Genomic DNA, 16,631 nt, shown 5'->3' on the forward strand with positions numbered 1-16,631 from the left:
TTGAATGGCAGAAGAGAAAGACAATGCGGACGTTTCGCAAATGAGCTTCGAGAAAGCACTTGGTGCTTTGGAAGAGATTGTTGAAAAGCTTGAACGGGGAGACGTTGCGCTTGATGAGACGATCCGCATTTACGAACGCGGCGAAGCATTGAAAAAGCATTGCGACCAACTTTTGAAAGCAGCAGAAAACAAGGTTGATAAAATCCGTCTGTCACGTGAAGGTCAACCGGAAGGTTTGGAACCGCTTGATGCGGAACATTAACTGGAACGTTAACCGGAAGGGCGGAGCCGCTTGATGCGGAACACCAACTGGAACGTTAACCGGAAGGGCGGAGCCGCTTGATGCGGAACCCTCGTCAAAAGAGGAATTTTACGAGATAGGGGCCGCCTCCCCAAACAAGAGTCCACGAGGCTGCCCCGATAATATTGGCGACCAGAAATTTCGGAAAAGCCATGCCGCCGGAACCTGCAATAATCCCGTTCAATTGACGTAAAACTACAATGAAGCGGGCTGTTGCGACAAAGAAAAAGCCGCGTTTGTCAAGCATTGCCTCGAATTCTTCAAGACGTTGTGGTGTCAGTTTGACGTAATGTCCGTAGCGTAACAACAGTTTTTTGCCACCGAAATGGCCGATGGCATAACCTGTACAGTCGCCCAGTACGCTACCAGAAAACGCGCATATCAACATGGGTAACAGATCAAGCTTTCCAGCAGCCGCCATAAGCGAACCGGCGATGAGGCCGCTTTCTCCGGGAACAGGTGCTCCGAATGATTCGAGATAGAGGATAAAGAAATAGGCAAACGGGCCATATTGCGAAATCCAATGCTCTAAATATTGTTCAACCATTGCCTATCATCTAACTTACGCTAATCTTATAAGAATAATCAGAAAGCCTGACTATAATTTGGCCATATGTCGCATTTTCGATCGTAATCAAGTTCATCATAAAACTCGAAAAATGTGTAACGTCGATCAAATCGGGTGGGGGTGAGGAGATAATCATCACAATTTGATGAACGGCGGAACATAATAAATTAAATTTTTTGAGTTTTGAGGTGCAAATATCTTCCAAAAGCTGTAAAGCTTCAACAGTCGGTAAAATATGTTAACAGTTGAAAAAACCAAGGAAAATAATTTGTCGCGACCATCAACACCATTGTTGGACAAGATACATCTGCCGGAGGATCTGCGCCGTTTGCCGGAAAGCTCCTTGACAGAAGTCGCTAATGAATTGCGGGCAGAAACTATTGATGCTGTATCGGTAACAGGGGGGCACTTGGGCGCGGGGCTGGGCGTGGTAGAACTGACTGTTGCCCTGCATTATGTTTTCAACACGCCTGAAGATCGTATCATTTGGGATGTTGGCCATCAGGCTTACCCGCATAAGATATTGACCGGAAGGCGGGATCGTATCCGCACTCTTCGTCAGGAAGGCGGGTTATCGGGTTTTACCAAACGCAGTGAAAGCATTTATGATCCGTTCGGGGCGGGGCATTCCTCTACGTCCATTTCTGCCGGATTGGGTATGGCTGTAGCCAGTGAACTTAAACAGGAAAAACAGCGCAATGTTATAGCCGTTATCGGTGACGGTGCAATGTCGGCCGGTATGGCCTATGAGGCGATGAACAATGCCGGTTCGCTTGACGCACGCCTCATTGTTATTCTCAACGACAATGATATGTCGATTGCTCCGCCAACCGGTGCTATGAGCGCTTATCTTGCACGGCTGGTTTCAAGCCCTTCATACCGCAATCTGCGTGAACGCGCCAAAGCTTTGAGCAAAAAGCTTCCCAAATTTTTCTGGGATAAAGCCCGTCGCGGGGAAGAATTTGCACGCGGTTTTCTAACCGGCGGAACACTGTTTGAAGAGTTGGGGTTCTACTATGTCGGACCGATCGACGGCCACAATATCGAGCATCTCCTGCCGGTTTTGAAAAATGTCCGCGAGCATCCGAACGGTCCGGTTCTTGTCCACGTTATTACGCGCAAAGGCAAGGGCTATGCTCCGGCTGAAGCAGCAAGTGACAAATATCACGGCGTTAGCCGTTTCAACGTTGTAACCGGTGAACAAATAAAGGTTCAAAGCAAAGCTCCCTCCTACACCAAAGTATTTGCCGATTCTTTGATTAAGGAAGCAACGCTTGATGACAAAATTGTTGCGGTTACGGCTGCAATGCCTACCGGAACGGGGCTAGACAAGTTTGCCGCAAAGTTTCCTGAACGTATGTTCGATGTCGGTATTGCCGAGCAACATGCAGTCACTTTTGCAGCAGGCATGTCTTGCGAAGGTATGAAACCTTTTGTGGCTATTTATTCCACATTTCTCCAGCGTGCTTATGACCAGATTGTTCATGATGTTTCAATACAACAATTGCCGGTGAAATTCGCGATAGACCGTGCCGGTTTTGTCGGAGCCGACGGTTCAACCCATGCCGGAAGTTATGACACGGTCTTTTTGTCTGCACTTCCAGGGTTTGTCGTCATGGCACCTTCGGACGAGCGCGAATTGATGAATATGGTGCGCACAGCCGCTGCCTACGATCAGGGGCCGATTTCATTCCGCTATCCACGCGGTGAAGGTATCGGCTTGAAATTGCCGGAACGTGGCGAATTGATTGAAATCGGTAAGGGGCGTATTGTGCGCGAAGGCAATAAAGTTGCACTTTTGGCCTTTGGTACCAGATTGCAAGAGGCACTTGCTGCCGCTGATGAACTTGCCGCTGCCGGACTTTCGACAACTGTTGCGGATGCCCGTTTTGCAAAGCCTCTCGATGAAGATCTTGTTCGCCGTCTTGCTCAGGAACATGAGGTTCTTGTCACGATTGAAGAAGGCGCGGCGGGAGGTTTCGGTGCACAAGTCTTGCAATTCCTTGCAAAAGACGGATTGCTCGACAGGGGGTTGAAAATCCGCACTCTGACATTGCCGGATAAATATCTCTATCATGGCCCGCAAGCGAAAGTTCTTGCCGATGTTGGTCTTGATAGACGCGGCATTGTGAATACGGTTTTTGCTGCTCTTGGCCGCGAAGCATTGGCAACACCGCAAATCAGAGCTTGAAATGCCCGAACGGCCAAGATTGGACACGCTTCTGGTTGAAAGGAATTTCTTTTCAACGCGTTCACGTGCCAGAGACGCAATTTCAAGAGGCACGGTAACAATCAACGGCATTGTTGTAAAAAAGCCGGGTCAGCCTGTTTTGGAGAACGCCGATATTGCGGTTTTTGACCCTGCACAACATTATGTATCCCGTGCTGCTTTGAAACTGATTGCTGCACTTTCATATTTCCCTGTCAAAACAAAGGGTGTGACTGCTCTCGATATCGGTTCGTCAACAGGTGGATTTACAGAGGTTTTGCTTGAAAAAGGAGCAAGTCACGTCATAGCAGTCGATGTCGGGCACGGGCAACTTCACCCTTCGCTTGTCGGTCACCCTGCTATTACCCTTTACGAGGGGCTAAACGCCCGCGACCTTGAAGACAGGCATCTCGAAAATCGCCAAATCGGGCTTGTGGTTTCCGATGTGAGTTTTATTTCGTTAAAATTGGCTTTACCACCAGCCTTGGAACTGGCAAAACCGGGCGCTCAGGCAGTGCTTCTTGTCAAACCACAATTTGAAATCGGGCGCGAGGGCATTGGCAAAGGTGGCATTGTCAAAGACCCATCCCGCGCGGAAAGTGTGGCTCGCGATCTTTTTAACTGGCTTGACGGACTTGATAAGTGGCATGCAAAAGGGCTGATTGCTTCACCGATCGAAGGTGGTGACGGAAATCGCGAATATTTACTTTTTGGAGAAAAAAGCAATGATTGAAGAGGTCGTGATCGACCATGTCGGTGTTGCCGGTGATGGTGTTGCAAAGACGAAGCATGGCGCAGTCTATGTCCCGTTCGCACTTCCTCACGAAGTTGCCAATATTGCCGTCGAAAATGGTCACGGGACTATCATCGCTTTAAAAAAAAGCTCGCCCGAAAGGGTTGAAGCAAAATGCAGACATTTCGAGGCCTGCGGTGGTTGTGCCTTGCAGCATTGGGCCGATGACCCCTACCAAATGTGGAAAAGGTCTTTGGTTGTTGAAGCATTGGAAGGGAGAAAAATTACAACCGATGTGGAGCCGGTTATTCCATGTGAGCCGCATACACGCCGCCGCATGATATTGACTGCCCGCGTAACGCCGAAAGGACAAATTGTCGGGTTCAATCGTTATCAGTCACATGATGTTATAGCAATCGAGGAATGCCCCGTCTCGCGTCCGGAGCTTGTTGACGAACTCGCCGCTATCAGATCGCTTGCTGCTTTATTGGCAAATTACGCGAAGGAAATACGGATTAACGTGACATTGGCGGAAAACGGAATTGATGTCGCATTGGAGGGGTGTAAAATCAATGACGAAAAATTGCGCCAGCGGCTTGTAGAAGAGGGCTTGAAGCAATCCTTCATACGTTTGACAGCAGATGGCGAGATCATCATAGAGAAAGAAAGGCCGGAACTCCATTTCGGTTCGGCCACTGTCGAACTTGCGGCAGGCGGTTTTTTGCAAGCAACCAAAGAAGCGGAAGAGTTTATGGCGAGCCTTGTCATGCAAGGTTTGAAGAAAGCAAAAAACGCGGCCGATCTTTTTTCCGGTGCGGGCACATTTACATTCCGCATGGCCGAAAAGATGAAAGTTCATGCTGTCGAAAATGATGATAGCGCTTTAAAAAGCCTTGATCGGGCCTATCGGCAATCGGTCGGGCTGAAGACTGTAACCTATGAGAAGCGGGATTTATTCCGTCGCCCGCTTCTGCCGCGTGAATTGGAAGCTTTTGACGGGCTTGTTTTCGACCCGCCGCGGGCAGGTGCAGAAGAACAGGCGCGGGAAATTGCCAAAATGAATATACCGCATGTGGTTGCGGTTTCCTGTAATCCGGTCACAATGTCGCGTGATTTGTCTATTTTGGTCGAAGGCGGCTATACAATCGAAAAACTCGTGCCGATAGACCAGTTTTTATGGTCACCCCATGTCGAGGCCGTCGCTTTGCTTAAAAAGCGCAAGCCCAAACCGGGCTGGCGCCTTTAAAGAATTAAAACAGCTATAATCTCTAGCAGGATTTGATTTGAGGTGCGGTTTGCGGATTTTTATAGAACACCGGCCTTAAATAAACGCCGGCAGTGTTTCCGAAAAATGCCGCAACAACCCAGAGCCAGCCATGCAGGCTTCCCGACGCAATGCCTGAAAAATATGCACCGATATTGCAGCCGAAGCCAACGCGGGCACCATAGCCGAGAAGCAACCCGCCGATCACGGCAGCACATGCAGAGCCGATGGGCATACGGAATTTGAATGCAAAACGACCGGCTAGACCAGCGGCCAACATTGCACCGGCAATAATACCGAAATCCATGACCGATGTGACATTGGAAAATATGCTTGAGGCGAGATTTTTGGCATTTCCGGGGTTTTGCCAGAACTGCCAACTTGCGACATCGACACCGAGAGCAGAGCTGATCTTCGCGCCCCAAATCGGAAAGGCGCCGGCAATGCTCCACGGTTTACCGGAAATGACCAGTGTCAGATAATTGAGGAGCGCCAAGGCAACGCCGCCCCAAACCATTGGCCAAGGGCCGCGGAAAAACCGTTCAAGACCTTTATGAGTGGTCGCCTTTTCGTGTTCAAGCTCGCCGTGACGACGTTTTTCGATGACAACGGTCAGTGCGGCAATAATTGCAAAAAGGACGAGCGAAACAACAATGCCTAATGGCGCGCCGAGGGTTTTAACCAGTGACACGGGTTGTAAGGCGGGCATATTTGCCCAGAATGATGCATGTGCCGTTGAAATAAAGCCGCCAAGCACAAAAAATGCGAGAACGAGAAGCATACGGGCATTACCGCCCCCAAGGGTAAACAGCACACCCGAAGCACAGCCACCTGCAAGTTGCATTCCGATGCCGAACATAAAGGCTCCGATGATAACCGAAAGGCTCAAAGGAGCGAGCGAGCCATTGACGGGATGTCCGAAAACTTCGCCAAGGCTTAAGGTCGGGAAAAAAAGCAGGACGGCAATTGCCAGCATCAGCATTTGCACGCGCAAGCCACGCCCGCGGCCATCAAGGATGAAATTGCGCCAGGCGGATGTAAAGCCGAATGATGCATGGTAAAGCGTTATTCCAAGAGCTGCACCGACAAGAAGCAAAAGCCCTTGCTCGACACTATAGGCAGCCGAGAGCCAAATTGCAGCAAGCACAATGAATAAAGCGCTGATAATTTTAGGAAGTGTAAAATGATGAGACAGCTTTTGAGGCTGACCAGACACGACCGTGTACATGGAAATTCCTTTCAATCATGAAAACCCACATGGGGCGATTTCATTACTTTGCCTACAAAATTCGGTTTCTATTTTCAACGCAAAGTACAGAAAAAACAAGATAATTACGTCACAGAAACAAATTTTTCCGAATTATTTTTTGCGAAATAAAAGGCCGGTTTGTACTATCGGATCGGCGTCTCCCAATTTTCCATGTTGTCGGTCAACCACCGGATAGGAAAAGGAAATTATTTTGAATTGAAATCTGAAGAGCAAATTGAACTATAAATAATAGAGGCGCGAGCCTGTTCGGGAGACATGAAAAATAAGTGCTTCCTGTTGTTATCCGGCGCCGGAAGAGGTAGTCTTTGGAAACCACTTTGTTCTATCGGGATTTCAAGCATAATGGTCATGGCAGGTTCAAAAGGTTTAACTGTTCCCATCAGGATTCGACGCTCCCGCATGCATCGACACCCCTGCGCCGGTCATTCGGCCAGAATAGAGGGCGAATGTTCAGCAATTGCTATAGATGCAGAAATGGAACTGCTATAGATGTAGAAACGGAACAGGTTTTTTGAACAACTTTGCATCAAGCGTTCAAACGGCAGTGCCACCAATCGTCATTGCATTGATACGCAAATGCGGAAGTCCGACGCCGACAGGAACACTTTGACCGTTTTTCCCGCATGTACCGATACCATTATCAAGTTTCGGGTCGTTACCGATCATTGTGATGCGCTTCATGGCTTCAGGGCCATTGCCGATAAGTGTAGCCCCTTTGATCGGGGCAACGATTTTGCCATTTCTGACGCGATAGGCTTCGGTGCATTCAAACACAAATTTTCCCGAAGTAATATCGACCTGTCCACCGCCGAAGGAAACGGCATAAATCCCATCCTTCAAGGAGCCGAGCACTTCTTCAGGTGTGTATTGGCCGCCTAACATCATTGTATTGGTCATTCTGGGCATTGGCGCACAGGCATAGGATTCACGCCGTCCGTTGCCGGTGGGGTGCATACCCATCAAACGCGCATTAAGCCGGTCTTGCATATAGCCGACAAGCTTTCCGTCCTCTATGAGAACATTACGTGCGGAAGGTGTTCCTTCGTCATCAACCGTGAGCGAGCCGCGACGCCCTGCAATCGAACCGTCGTCAATAACAGTCACGCCTTTTGCGGCAACCTGTTGCCCCATGAGGCCTGAAAATGCAGAAGTTTTCTTCCGGTTGAAATCACCTTCAAGCCCGTGCCCGACTGCTTCATGCAACATGACACCTGGCCAACCGCTTGCAAGAACAACATCGAACGTGCCTGCCGGCGCAGGCTCTGCTTCGAGGTTCACCAAAGCCATGCGGAGCGCTTCATCGGCTGCCATTTGCCAATTGTCTTCGGTAACAAAGCGGTCGAAAGCTTCACGACCGCCACAGCCGTAAAAACCGTTTTCAAGTCTGTCGCCTTTGGCTGCAACCACAGATACGGCAAGGCGCACAAGCGGGCGAACATCATGCACAAGCTCGCCATCGGCGCGCAAGATTTCGACTTGTTGCATCGAACCGGCTAGCGAAACAGAAACTTGCCGGACAGCATCATTTTTGTTGCGAATATAGGAATCGATCTTTTCGAGAAGCGCGACCTTTGATTCAAATGAAGGTGAGGAAAGGGGGTTCAGTTCGTCATAGAGTTTTTTATTGGTGCCACGCGGTGCAGCACTATAATTTCCGTGGTAACCGTGGGTGACAGCTTTTGCAGCATCGGAAGCTCTGTTCAAGGCTGCTTTTGTCAGTTCTCCGGAATGGGCATAGCCCGTTGCCTCACCTGCGACAGCACGTAAACCGAAGCCCTTATCCTGATCGAACGAGCCATTTTTCAATCTTCCATTATCGAAAAGGAGTGACTCGCTTTCACGATATTCAAGAAACAATTCACCATCATCTGCATCTTTCAATGTGTTCTTTACGATTGACTGAACATCATTGGCTCCAATGTCGAATTGTTCGATCAGCGGTTTCATAAAATTTTCCTGTCTTTTAAACGGCCATTTGTATTGTTTTATATAAAAAGCGCCAAAGCTTTTATAAAGGCCGCTTCAAGCTTTTATTCATGGAAAAATATTTCATTGGCATGACCGTGTCTTCATCACTCTTTGGGGAGCGCTGCATAGGCTTCCTTCAAGCCGTTAAGATCAATCATGCCGCCGACGCCTTCCTCAGGCGTTGTGAATATGAAATAGGTTGCCATTTTTCCGTCAAGGAAAGATTTCAGATCATCGTCTTTCAAGAAGGCTTCGGCTACGCAATTGTCACCTAGACAACGGCGATATTCCATTTTACCCATATCTTTATTGTCAATCTTGATACCAACGCCCAAGCGCAATTCTACTCTGATCGGAACGAAAACCCGCATCAGCGTTCCCTGATTTTTAGGCAACTTATAAAGTGTCACACGAAAAGCAATGTCGGGGCGGTTTTGTGCCCGAACATTTTGTACGACCTCGCATTGGACATTGGGTGTGCCCGGTGGCAGAGAGCAAACCTTGGTCCAGGCTCCAAAGGTTTTGGGTGCAGGAACTTCCTGTTGATTTGGCGTTTGCGCCACTGTCACGGGAAGACAAAACCCGATTGTTGTTAAACAAAACGCCGCAACGCTACAAGCTCGTTTGAAGAATTGACGAAGTGACATAAGAACTCCTGCTCGAATCATCATGACGTTATCGTGCTTAAGCCTTCATGAAAAGTGCCCAACAGCTCTAGAATATAAACCATACACAACTGATATAACATAGTGTTCAATTCTTGGGCGAGAACATGGCAAAAACTGGAAAATTTGACAATTAAGGCGATGAAGTGTTTCTATTTGGGTCTGTTTGTCGCATTGTTTTGATATTGAAATGTTGTTAAAGCAGTGAAAAAGTGGTTCCGCAGTCGCTTGATTGCTTGATTTATTTGGCAAAATTGATGTCTGAATACGTAAAAAAAAGTTTCTTTTCATCGATATTGAACCTAGATAGCAGGGCAATCGGTACGCTCTATCTGGTGCTCGCCATTGTTGCAGGTGTCATCGGTGCAGTCTTTTCTTTTGTTCTACGGCTTGCTCTCAATGGCTCCGATCTTGCCTTTCTATCGCTCATCGTTCCATCCGATCCGGCTTTATTGTCTTTTATGAACACCGCACACGCACTGATTCTGGTGTTTTTCATGGTTATGCCGGCATTGATCGGCGGTTTTGCCAATTGGTTTGTACCACTCATGATTGGCACGCATAATGTGGCATTTCCTCGTGCAAATCTGATTGCCTTTTTATTGTTGTTACTCACTGTTCTTTCAGGTTTCGCTGCCCTCTTGTCGTTTGGCGATGAAAGCCGGTTCAAAATTTTAATGTTGGCGAGCATTTTCATAGGCTCGATGTCATTTATTATCAGTTTTATCAATTTCATCACGACAATCATAACAATGCGTGCACCCGGTCTCACACTTGCACGTTTGCCGGTTTTTGTCTGGTCGGTGCTTGTCGCTTCTTTTCTCGGATTGATGTCGGTTCCGGCGATGTTGGCGGCGTTGACCGGATTGGTATTAAGCGGACCTGTTTCTGTTGATAACCCGTCAATGATGGTATGGTTTTTCAGCCATCCCGAAATCTATGTTCTCCTGTTACCGGCTTTCGGAATTGTCAGTGAAATTCTGGTGACATTCACGAAACGTCGCCTCTGGATGGAAAACGGTGTTGTGGCAGCAATGGTGTTTATCGGCACCATCGGCTTTATTTTATGGATGAATGATCTTTTTGAATTCCGGACACCTGATGTCATGGCCCGTTATTTCAGGGTTGCTTTGCCTCTTATCATTTTGCCAACCGCTTTTATCCTTTTGAGCTGGTTTGTGACTTTGGTTAAAAGCCGTTTCAAATTCGAGATGCCAATGCTCTGGGCTATGGGTTTTTTCTTTGTTGTTTTGATGGGGCAGCTTTCTGCATTGCAGCTTGCAGCAACGGGCAATAGTGTAAACGGGGCAAACCAGTCCGCTTTTGTTGCGCATTTTCACTACATACTGTCATTGAGTGCGGTTTTCGCGATTTTTGCGGGTTGGTATTATTGGTTGCCGAAAATGACCGGCTATATGTGTCGCAGTCTCACAACGCGGATACACTTCTGGTCGCTATTTGTCGGCGTGAATGCTATTTTTCTGCCACAGCATCTCGATCAATTGACCAATGGACTTATCTTCGGTTCAACAGCTTCGGGTATTTTCTCTTCTGTCGGGGCAGTTCTTGCTGCTTTTTCCGTTATCGTATTTGTCTATGGTGTGTGCGAAACATTCGTTCGGAAGACGAAAGCGCAGAGCAACCCGTGGGGAGAGGGCGCTTTGACACTGGAATGGCAGTTGGCTTCTCCGCCTGACAGAAATGTTTGGGAAAAAGTGCCCGTTATCACGAAATGATGGCGGCTATTGAAAATAACCTCATGTGACAGCGTTTATCGAGGTAGCCGGACTTTTTGTGAATTCGGATCGGGCTTAACTGGCCGGACGACAGTATTCGAGCCAATGTGGAAGAAACCGGTTGATACTCTTCGCCATATCGGCGCAACGATGTCATCAGGCTATTGCTTCCGCCGGTTATTGATTTGGCCGGCAGTCGATTTTGTCCGGCAATTGATTTGTTTCTCATTGTTTTAATCAGGCATCAATCCGGATTTTTTAAAAACCGGATTATTGCCGTGTTATCCGATGATTTGTTGTGGCAATCAATTTTTCCTAATTTAAAACGAAATGGGAAAGGCAGGCAGATCGCGAGAAAATCTGTTGGCTTGCCTGAATAAATAATTTAACGGTTGCGTTTCTTTGTTAAAATAGTTTTTATGAAAATGTGGCTTGCACGTTCGTAAGTCACAAAGTTGTTCGCCAATCAGGAAGGAAAAGCCTGACGCAAAAAGGTTACGTGTAAAAAACAAATTATAAGTGTAGAATAGTGACTGATAAAGGTTTGTAAAAGAACGGTTTATATATGTCTATATCGAAGCAAGCATTGCAAAAACCGAATGTGCCCGTCCCGTCTCAAGCAGATGCGAATGACTATATAATCCTTTTGAAACCAAGGGTGATGTCGCTTGTGGTATTTACTGCACTTGTCGGCATGATGGTTGCACCAAATCCGATTAATCCGGTTTTAGGTTTTCTTGCCATTTTATGTATTGCTGTGGGCGGTGGTGCATCCGGTGCTTTGAACATGTGGTACGACGCCGACATTGATGCGATCATGAAACGCACGAAAAAACGCCCTATACCGGCGGGCAAACTGACCGGCGGTGAAGTGCTGGTTTTCGGTCTCGTCCTTTCGGCATTATCAGTGCTGACAATGGGTGTTTTTATCAACTGGTTTTCTGCCGCATTTCTTGCCTTTACAATATTCTTTTACGTTGTGATTTACACGATGTGGCTGAAACGTTCGACGCCACAAAATATCGTTATCGGGGGCGCTGCCGGTGCTTTTCCTCCAATGATCGGATGGGCTGCGGCAACAGGCGCGATCAGCATTGAAAGCATTGTGTTGTTTCTTATCATATTTCTGTGGACCCCCCACATTTTTGGGCGCTCTCGCTTTTTGTTACAACCGATTATGGCGAGGCGCATGTTCCGATGATGCCCAATGTGAAGGGTGAAAGATCGACAAAAAACCAGATATTTGTTTACGCAATTATTATGGCCTTATGCGGCATTGCACCTTATTTTATCGGTTTTGCCGGAATAACCTATGGTGCTTTGTCAACGATTTTGGGTGTTATTTTTGTCTATCGTTCCTATGAGCTTTGGAAAACGGTCACTCGCGAACAAACCGTGGCATGTGCGAAAAAGCTGTTTTTCTTTTCGCTCTTTTATCTTGCGGCTCTCTTTGCAGTATTGCTTGTAGAATCGCTGGCTACTCGCCTCATGAGCTATCTGGGAGCATAAGATGGACGGGCAAAAGCACCTCGATCAGATCGAACTTACAGAAATCCAGAAAAAAGCCCAACGTCATCGGGCAAAAGGGTTGGCAATTGCACTTTTTCTCTTTGTTCTTCTTGTATATGCCGCCACAATGGCGCATGTGGGTTCCTGAAAAGGCCTTTAACCTCGAAGAACGGGTGCCCCTCAAGGACAGATTATGACATCAAAACCTCCATTAACAATTCGCCTTTGCGGCCCGCGCGGCTTTTGTGCGGGTGTTGACAGGGCAATCCAGATTGTCATTCTGGCACTGAAAAAATATGGTGCTCCGGTCTATGTGCGCCATGAAATTGTTCATAACCGCTATGTGGTCGAAGGTTTACAGGCGCGCGGTGCAATTTTTGTCGAGGAACTGGACGAGATACCGGCTGAACACCATAATCAACCGGTAATTTTCTCGGCTCACGGTGTACCGAAATCGGTACCTGAAACCGCGCGATTGCAAAATCTTTTTTATCTTGATGCAACCTGTCCGCTGGTTTCAAAAGTGCATAAACAGGCTATGCGTCACCAGCGCAACGGCCGCCATGTCATTCTGATTGGCCATTCCGGTCATCCGGAGGTTATCGGAACCATGGGGCAGGTCGAGCCTGATACAGTAACCTTGATTGAAAATGTTGAAGATGCTGAAAAATACCAACCTTTGCCGGGGCAAAAATTGGGATTTGTCAGCCAGACAACTTTGTCGGTTGAAGATACTGCCGAAATTATTGCCGTGCTCAAAAGACGTTTTCCCGATATTGAACCACCTGCTGCCGAGTCGATTTGTTATGCCACAACCAATCGTCAGGAAGCGGTGAGGGCGGCAGCACCCGGAAGTGACCTGTTTTTAATTGTCGGCGCGCCGAATTCGTCTAACTCGCGGCGCCTCGTCGAGGTTGCCGAACGTTTCGGAGCAAAACAGTCATTGCTTGTCCAGCGCGCTTCCGAAATTGATTTTGCGCATTTGGATAATATCCGTACAGTCAGCCTTTCGGCCGGTGCTTCGGCACCGGAAATAATTGTTGACGAAATTATCGCCGCATTCAGAAAACGCTTCGATGTAACCATAGAAATCGCCGAAACGGCAGTTGAAAACGAAACATTTTTGGTCAATAGGGAATTGCGCGAAGTCGTTTTGACACCGGAAGACATGGAGTTTGTCAACGGGAAGGGTATTCCCGATAAAGACAAGTGAAGGGAACATGAAATTCATCATGTGGGGCGAATAATGGCTGTTTATACCGATATAAATGAAGATGAATTAACAAGCTTTTTGAGCGATTATTCAATCGGTTCTTTACAATCCTATAGAGGAATTGCCGAAGGTGTCGAGAACTCGAACTTTATGCTCGATACAGAAGCGGGGCGGTTCATCCTCACGCTCTTTGAAAAACGTGTCAAGAAAGAGGAACTGCCATTCTACCTCGAATTGATGAATCACCTTGCTCTCAAAGGTATTTCATGTCCTCGCCCTATCAAACGTAAAGACGGAAAAATGATAGGCGAACTCGTGGGAAGACCCGCCACAATTGTTTCTTTCCTTGAAGGGGTCTGGCTTAGAAAACCGAATGTCGAACATTGTCGGGAAGTTGGAAGAGGCATGGCAAAAATGCATCTTGCGGGGCTGGATTTTCCACTTGAACGAAAAAATGGCCTTTCTATCGAAGCCTGGCGACCATTATGGAATTTAAGCCGCGCACGCGCTGAAGAACTGGCTTCGGGTATTGTCAAGGAAATTGACAAAGAACTCGATTATCTGGAACGCAACTGGCCACATGATCTGCCGAAAGGCGTCATCCATGCCGACCTCTTCAACGACAATGTTTTTTTCCTGAACGATCATATGTCAGGCATTATAGACTTCTATTTTGCGTGCACAGATATGCTTAGCTATGATCTTGCCGTTGCGCTTAACGCCTGGTGCTTCGAGCGGGATTATTCCTATAATGTGACGAAAAGCGAAGCGATGCTGAAAGTCTATTGTGCTGTTCGCCCACTCCAGCAAAACGAGATCGACAATATACTGGTTCTTGCACGTGGAGCCGCTATCAGGTTTTTCCTGACCCGCCTTTACGACTGGTTCAATACGCCGCCAGACAGTTTGGTGGTAAAAAAGGATCCGCTTGAATATTGGCGCAAATCGAATTTTTTTAAAGACGTCAACAAACCTTCCGAAATCGGGCTATAAATGGTTGATAGCCCGCTTAAAAAAGTTGAAATATTTACCGATGGTGCTTGTTCGGGTAATCCGGGGCCGGGCGGTTGGGGTGCCATTTTGCGTTGGAACGGGATAACCAGAGAACTCTATGGGGGCGAGCGGGATACCACCAATAATCGTATGGAATTGATGGCCGCAATCAATGCACTCGATGCGCTGAAAGTACCTTGCTACGTCGACCTCTATACCGATTCTGTTTATGTACGGGATGGTATTTCAAGCTGGATAGATGGCTGGAAGGCAAGGGATTGGAAAACTTCAGCCAAAAAACCGGTCAAAAATGCCGACCTTTGGCAACAACTGGATTTGGCGCGTTCACGCCATGAGGTAAACTGGCACTGGGTCAAAGGTCATGCGGGCCACCCCGAAAATGAACGCTGTGACGCACTCGCCCGAAAAGGCGTTGATGAAAACCGCCAGAATTCTTAACGCTTGTATGAAGTCAATGTCCCGCTGAATGAAACAGGCTTGGCCTCGACCGTATAGAAAAAGGTGAGTGGGGTAGCCGAATTTATCGCAATGATCGGAGCGGTGAAAATTGTTTGTTCGGCACTTTGTTTGACCAACTTCGCAGGTCCGATTTCATTTTTTTGCCCGTCAAGGTAGATGGCCGTGATGTCCGTTTTTTCTTTACCGGTTATGATAATTGTGAGGAGCTTTCCATCATCATAAGCTTCAAGCGAGGTATTTTCAGGCACATTTTCCGGAAGTTTGTCTTTCGCCAATGCTAGAAGCGAATTTGAAAGCGCAATTTTATCGTCAAAATCGGAAAAGTCGAATGGAACAACCAGTGGCAAACATATCTCTTTGCAGATGCCGATTGTGAGTTGGCCTTTCAAACCTGATTGACCGGCTGTCCGGTCGACAACAAAAGGCAATAAAACGCTATTTTTATAGCCGATTGACCAATCATTTCCGTCTTTGAAGAAATGTGGAACAGGAAATGAAATGTGATAATTGGCAGGAGGCTGAAAATCGAAAGAAGGAGCCAAACCGGATTCACCGGGATTTTGCCAATAGGTTTTCCAGCCCGGCTTGAGATTGACTTCAATTACACCGCTGAAAGTTCCATTTTCTTGAACAGGTTCCAATGCAACACGAACGCGTCCCCCCTCAAGCTCTTGCCAGGGAGTGGCTAATAGTGTCGATGTAGCATTTGATTGGGAAAATGCAGAAGAAGATAAAAGTACAGTAAAAATAGAAAAGGCGATGAACTTGAAAAATTGGTGCAATTGCAACAACTTTCGGTAAACAGTCAATTTTATCTGGACTTTCGACAAAAAATTCACTTTTCCCTTGCAACTATTCAATACACGGTTACTCTTAAAGTATGGATAAAATTAGCACAATGAAAAAACGTGACGGCTTTTTGAATGGCCATCTGCTCATCGCAATGCCCGGAATGGGAGATGAACGTTTCGCCCAAGCTGTTATTTATATTTGCGCCCATTCGGACGAGGGTGCAATGGGTATTATGTTGAACCGGCGTCAGGATTTGAAATTTCCCGATTTGCTTTTGCAGCTTGGCATTATAAATGAAGCGCAGGCTATCCATCTCCCCGAACCGATAAAGCTTTTTCCTGTAAGAAATGGTGGCCCTGTCGACCGCTCGCGTGGTTTTGTCCTTCATACAGATGATTATGCATGTCGAACAACAATACCGGTGACCAAAGATATTTGCCTGACTTCGACAACCGATGTTTTGAAAGCTATGAGCATGGGGAAAGGGCCGGAACGTGCAATTATTGCGCTCGGCTATGCCGGTTGGGCAAGCGGGCAACTGGAAGCTGAAATTGCCGCCAACGGATGGTTGACCAGTCCTGTTGATGCAGACTTCCTGTTCGCTCAGGACTTTGACCACCAATATGAAAAAAGTTTGCGCAAAATGGGAATAGATCCCACTTTTCTTGTCGGCGAGGCCGGTCACGCATGAGTGAGCCGAAGTTTCGACATTTTGATCGGCTTTTCAATGACCGGTCATCGTGTTTCAGGCTCGATTATGCGCCACTTCCCGATGTAATCTTGTCTACAGAATTGCCTCATTAGCCAACCAACCGGTCAACCGGCATTTCTCCCTCTTACAGAAACCTTTTGTGTTGGAATTTTCAGTTGCCTGTTACATGAGGCATCCTTGGCGCATCCATAGTCCATCCCGTAAGATTCGACACAGAA

At 47.4% G+C, this 16,631-nt stretch carries 16 protein-coding genes and 1 pseudogene; 11 read left to right on the forward strand and 6 right to left on the reverse strand.

Going from position 1 to position 16,631, the window contains the following annotated elements; translation table 11 throughout:
• The first annotated feature begins 4 nt into the window (after nucleotides 1-4).
• Complete coding sequence (locus tag BBC0122_RS03580) at nucleotides 5-262, forward strand: exodeoxyribonuclease VII small subunit (protein ID WP_077991421.1); 258 nt, start codon at nucleotides 5-7, stop codon at nucleotides 260-262.
• Between the two features lie 94 nt (nucleotides 263-356).
• On the opposite strand, the gene BBC0122_RS03585 is transcribed toward BBC0122_RS03580, so the two are convergent.
• Nucleotides 357-848: a DedA family protein gene (locus tag BBC0122_RS03585; protein ID WP_077991423.1), complete on the reverse strand. Its 492-nt coding sequence runs from the start codon at nucleotides 846-848 to the stop codon at nucleotides 357-359.
• A 289-nt stretch (nucleotides 849-1,137) separates the two neighbouring features.
• On the opposite strand from BBC0122_RS03585, the gene dxs reads away from it, so the two are divergent.
• The 3 genes from dxs to BBC0122_RS03600 are packed head-to-tail and all read left to right on the forward strand — an operon-like array spanning nucleotide 1,138 to nucleotide 5,057.
• Entirely contained in the window at nucleotides 1,138-3,060 is a 1,923-nt protein-coding gene (gene dxs / locus BBC0122_RS03590; RefSeq protein ID WP_077994479.1) for a 1-deoxy-D-xylulose-5-phosphate synthase, read from the forward strand.
• Nucleotide 3,061: 1 nt separating this feature from the next.
• Nucleotides 3,062-3,811: a TlyA family RNA methyltransferase gene (locus BBC0122_RS03595; RefSeq protein WP_077991425.1), complete on the forward strand. Its 750-nt coding sequence runs from the start codon at nucleotides 3,062-3,064 to the stop codon at nucleotides 3,809-3,811.
• Complete coding sequence (locus BBC0122_RS03600) at nucleotides 3,804-5,057, forward strand: class I SAM-dependent RNA methyltransferase (protein WP_077991426.1); 1,254 nt, start codon at nucleotides 3,804-3,806, stop codon at nucleotides 5,055-5,057. The genes BBC0122_RS03595 and BBC0122_RS03600 overlap by 8 nt, the downstream gene beginning before the upstream one ends.
• A 22-nt stretch (nucleotides 5,058-5,079) precedes the next feature.
• Here the strand turns inward: BBC0122_RS03600 and BBC0122_RS03605 are convergent, their stop codons facing one another.
• The 4 genes from BBC0122_RS03605 to BBC0122_RS03615 form a co-directional block, all read right to left on the reverse strand.
• Nucleotides 5,080-6,303, reverse strand: coding sequence for a YeeE/YedE family protein (locus tag BBC0122_RS03605; protein ID WP_077991428.1), 1,224 nt, complete (start codon nucleotides 6,301-6,303; stop codon nucleotides 5,080-5,082).
• A 227-nt stretch (nucleotides 6,304-6,530) separates the two neighbouring features.
• Nucleotides 6,531-6,725: a hypothetical protein gene (locus tag BBC0122_RS12750; RefSeq protein ID WP_149866632.1), complete on the reverse strand. Its 195-nt coding sequence runs from the start codon at nucleotides 6,723-6,725 to the stop codon at nucleotides 6,531-6,533.
• 154 nt (nucleotides 6,726-6,879) lie between these two features.
• A complete protein-coding gene (tldD, locus tag BBC0122_RS03610; protein ID WP_077991429.1) occupies nucleotides 6,880-8,292 on the reverse strand; it encodes a metalloprotease TldD in 1,413 nt (470 codons plus the stop codon).
• Between the two features lie 125 nt (nucleotides 8,293-8,417).
• Nucleotides 8,418-8,960 (reverse strand): invasion associated locus B family protein, encoded by a 543-nt coding sequence (locus BBC0122_RS03615; protein WP_077991431.1) that lies wholly within the window; start codon nucleotides 8,958-8,960, stop codon nucleotides 8,418-8,420.
• Between the two features lie 275 nt (nucleotides 8,961-9,235).
• Between BBC0122_RS03615 and BBC0122_RS03620 the strand changes: the two genes are divergently transcribed.
• The 6 genes and pseudogenes from BBC0122_RS03620 (at nucleotide 9,236) to rnhA (ending at nucleotide 14,888) form a co-directional block, all read left to right on the forward strand.
• Entirely contained in the window at nucleotides 9,236-10,714 is a 1,479-nt protein-coding gene (locus BBC0122_RS03620; RefSeq protein ID WP_149866633.1) for a cbb3-type cytochrome c oxidase subunit I, read from the forward strand.
• 565 nt (nucleotides 10,715-11,279) lie between these two features.
• Nucleotides 11,280-12,223, forward strand: a pseudogene (locus tag BBC0122_RS03630) (heme o synthase).
• Between the two features lies 1 nt (nucleotide 12,224).
• The gene (locus BBC0122_RS12955) at nucleotides 12,225-12,371 is read left to right on the forward strand and encodes a hypothetical protein (protein WP_188318077.1); all 147 of its coding nucleotides are present in this window, start codon (nucleotides 12,225-12,227) and stop codon (nucleotides 12,369-12,371) included.
• Nucleotides 12,372-12,416: 45 nt separating this feature from the next.
• A complete protein-coding gene (gene ispH / locus BBC0122_RS03635; RefSeq protein ID WP_077991437.1) occupies nucleotides 12,417-13,436 on the forward strand; it encodes a 4-hydroxy-3-methylbut-2-enyl diphosphate reductase in 1,020 nt (339 codons plus the stop codon).
• A gap of 33 nt (nucleotides 13,437-13,469) precedes the next feature.
• Entirely contained in the window at nucleotides 13,470-14,429 is a 960-nt protein-coding gene (thrB, locus tag BBC0122_RS03640; RefSeq protein WP_077991438.1) for a homoserine kinase, read from the forward strand.
• The gene (gene rnhA, locus BBC0122_RS03645; RefSeq protein WP_077991440.1) at nucleotides 14,430-14,888 is read left to right on the forward strand and encodes a ribonuclease HI; all 459 of its coding nucleotides are present in this window, start codon (nucleotides 14,430-14,432) and stop codon (nucleotides 14,886-14,888) included. It begins immediately after the preceding gene.
• Here rnhA and BBC0122_RS03650 read toward each other — a convergent pair.
• Nucleotides 14,885-15,739: a protein-disulfide reductase DsbD domain-containing protein gene (locus tag BBC0122_RS03650; protein WP_188318078.1), complete on the reverse strand. Its 855-nt coding sequence runs from the start codon at nucleotides 15,737-15,739 to the stop codon at nucleotides 14,885-14,887. The two genes, rnhA and BBC0122_RS03650, sit on opposite strands and share 4 nt — an antisense overlap.
• Nucleotides 15,740-15,807: 68 nt before the next feature.
• On the opposite strand from BBC0122_RS03650, the gene BBC0122_RS03655 reads away from it, so the two are divergent.
• Complete coding sequence (locus BBC0122_RS03655; RefSeq protein ID WP_077994480.1) at nucleotides 15,808-16,392, forward strand: YqgE/AlgH family protein; 585 nt, start codon at nucleotides 15,808-15,810, stop codon at nucleotides 16,390-16,392.
• Nucleotides 16,393-16,631: the final 239 nt, after the last annotated feature.

Origin of the sequence: Ditibartonella choladocola, from assembly GCF_002007565.1 — a bacterium.
GTDB lineage: Bacteria > Pseudomonadota > Alphaproteobacteria > Rhizobiales > Rhizobiaceae > Bartonella > Bartonella choladocola.

Coding starts and splice junctions, on each gene's coding strand:
- BBC0122_RS03580 (WP_077991421.1), top strand. CDS start 5: ATGGCAGAAGAGAAAGACAATGCGGACGTTTCGCAAATGAGCTTCGAG.
- BBC0122_RS03585 (WP_077991423.1), bottom strand. CDS start 848: ATGGTTGAACAATATTTAGAGCATTGGATTTCGCAATATGGCCCGTTT.
- BBC0122_RS03595 (WP_077991425.1), top strand. CDS start 3,062: ATGCCCGAACGGCCAAGATTGGACACGCTTCTGGTTGAAAGGAATTTC.
- BBC0122_RS03600 (WP_077991426.1), top strand. CDS start 3,804: ATGATTGAAGAGGTCGTGATCGACCATGTCGGTGTTGCCGGTGATGGT.
- BBC0122_RS03605 (WP_077991428.1), bottom strand. CDS start 6,303: ATGTACACGGTCGTGTCTGGTCAGCCTCAAAAGCTGTCTCATCATTTT.
- BBC0122_RS12750 (WP_149866632.1), bottom strand. CDS start 6,725: ATGGGAACAGTTAAACCTTTTGAACCTGCCATGACCATTATGCTTGAA.
- tldD (WP_077991429.1), bottom strand. CDS start 8,292: ATGAAACCGCTGATCGAACAATTCGACATTGGAGCCAATGATGTTCAG.
- BBC0122_RS03615 (WP_077991431.1), bottom strand. CDS start 8,960: ATGTCACTTCGTCAATTCTTCAAACGAGCTTGTAGCGTTGCGGCGTTT.
- BBC0122_RS03620 (WP_149866633.1), top strand. CDS start 9,236: ATGTCTGAATACGTAAAAAAAAGTTTCTTTTCATCGATATTGAACCTA.
- BBC0122_RS12955 (WP_188318077.1), top strand. CDS start 12,225: ATGGACGGGCAAAAGCACCTCGATCAGATCGAACTTACAGAAATCCAG.
- ispH (WP_077991437.1), top strand. CDS start 12,417: ATGACATCAAAACCTCCATTAACAATTCGCCTTTGCGGCCCGCGCGGC.
- thrB (WP_077991438.1), top strand. CDS start 13,470: ATGGCTGTTTATACCGATATAAATGAAGATGAATTAACAAGCTTTTTG.
- rnhA (WP_077991440.1), top strand. CDS start 14,430: ATGGTTGATAGCCCGCTTAAAAAAGTTGAAATATTTACCGATGGTGCT.
- BBC0122_RS03655 (WP_077994480.1), top strand. CDS start 15,808: ATGAAAAAACGTGACGGCTTTTTGAATGGCCATCTGCTCATCGCAATG.